We start from the raw sequence: 1,869 nt of genomic DNA, 5'->3' as shown, positions 1-1,869 counted from the left end.
GTGCTCACCCTCACCCTGACGTGAGTCGCGCCTCCCCCGGGCCGGTCGCTGGGTGCGACCGGCCCGGGGGAGGCGCGACTCACGTCAGGGTGAGGGTGAGCACGGCCTTGTAGTCGCCCGCGGCGACCGTCGCGGGGATGTCGAGGGAGAGTGCGCTGTCCACACTGAACCGGCCACCGGTGGCGGGGGCGTCCGGCGCTCCGGCCAGGGTGGCGCCCACCGTTCCGACGGGGCCCTCGGTCCCGGCCACGCAGTTGCTCTTGGAGCCCGGCGCGGAGACGCACGAGGGCTTCCAGCGGAGCTTGTCCGCGGCGATCGATCCCGCCGTACCGGTGAAGTCGGTGACCTTGCCGGTCAGCGACCAGCCGTTGGCGCCGTTGCGGTCGTCCTTGACGGTGACGGTCTGGAGGTTGCCGCTGGAGACGCCGCCCACGCCCTGGTTGACGGCGGACAGGGCCACGTTGTCACCGGGCTGGCTCATGGAGAGCGTGCCGGCCGCGGCCTTCACCTGGGTGCTCAGGTTCTGCTGAGCGGTCGAACCGGAGGGTGCGGTGGGGTTGGTCGGGTCGGTCGGGTTGGTCGGGTCAGTGGGGTTTGTGGGGTTGGTCGGGTTCGTAGGGTTGGTGGGGTTCGTTGGGTCCGTCGGATTCGTGGGGTTGGTGGGGTTCTTCGGTACGACCTTGAAGCTCGCGAGGACCTTCTCCGTCGACTTCAGCGTGCACGGCGCGTCGAACGTGTCCTTGCCCGTGACCAGCTGGATGGGCTTGCCGTTGGCGTCGCGCACGATCATGTCGTGCAGACCGATCCCGGTGACCTCGATCCTTGCGTCACCCGGGGTGTTGAAGGTGAGCGACGGGGCGTTGCCCTTGGCGTTGACGGTGAAGTCGGCCGGCGGGCTGGGAATGTTGGTCTTCTCGACCGTGTTCTCCACGCCGATTCCGGAGAGCGGGCCGTCCGGCGTGTATACCGTGACGCTCGCCCGTGCCATGCCTTCGAGTGTCTTGCCGCCGACCAGACCGAGCCCCTGAGCCGCCCGTGAACTGACCTTCGTGGCCGCGTTGACCGCGAATGCGGGGGACGGCGTCCCCGCTTCGATCTCGGTCGGAATCTCGGCCGTGATGGTGGCCTCGATCGGGTCGTTGCCGATCAGCGGGAATACGCAGTCGTACTGCTGGACGAGTTTCGCCGGTGCGGCCTGTGCGGCCCCGGCTCCCGCGAAGCCGAGAAACCCCGCGACGACACCGCCGACCGCGGTGACGGCCAGGGCTGTTCGCGCCCCGGACTTCCTTTGCCGAGCTCCCATGAGGTACCTCTTGTGTGTTGTACGGACAGGGAAGTTCCGCGTTTCGGATGCGTAAACTACTTGTGAGTAGGGGGACGGTCAAGGCGCCGGATATGCAAGGGTGTCCAAGGTCCCGGTCATTCCTGTTTCTTGTCACCGCGGTGAGTATGTCCACGCCCTTTCTTGTCTCCGTCGCACACATGCTCACCTGCGTGACAAATTCTGGAATGCGGGCGTAATGGAAAGAGAATGGGAAAACGGGATTCCGGAATCCGGTGCCCCTGCGGGGGTTCCGTCCGCATCCGGCGCGGGCACGTCGTGGCGGTGTCCGGCGGTACTCGTGGCGGCCCCCGGGACGATTGCAATATGACGACGTGTCAGATATGACGGAACGTCAGGGAAGGTGGAGCCCATGGGGAAGCCGGGACGGCCGAGGAGGGCGCGGCGGGGCGCGAGGCGCCCTGGCAGCCGCTCCCCGCGGTCGGTATGGTCGGCCCCGGCCGAACGGCAGCCGACCGCGTCGGCCCGCAAGAGACGACGCCTGCCCTCGGCGCCCGGCGGCGCCTTCGAGCGCCCCCGCCCCACCG

General features: G+C 68.3%; 1 protein-coding gene. It reads right to left on the bottom strand.

All coding sequences use genetic code 11. The annotated features are described in order from the left end of the window. Window positions 1–79: 79 nt before the first annotated feature. On the bottom strand, window positions 80–1,303 hold the full coding sequence (locus ACJA3G_RS36125; RefSeq protein WP_406557261.1) for a DUF6801 domain-containing protein: 1,224 nt from the start codon (window positions 1,301–1,303) through the stop codon (window positions 80–82). Between the last annotated feature and the right edge of the window lie 566 nt (window positions 1,304–1,869).

This window comes from Streptomyces sp. YS-3, assembly GCF_045257485.1.
In the GTDB taxonomy this organism is placed as follows: domain Bacteria; phylum Actinomycetota; class Actinomycetes; order Streptomycetales; family Streptomycetaceae; genus Streptomyces.
This window is presented reverse-complemented; position numbering and strand designations above follow the sequence as displayed.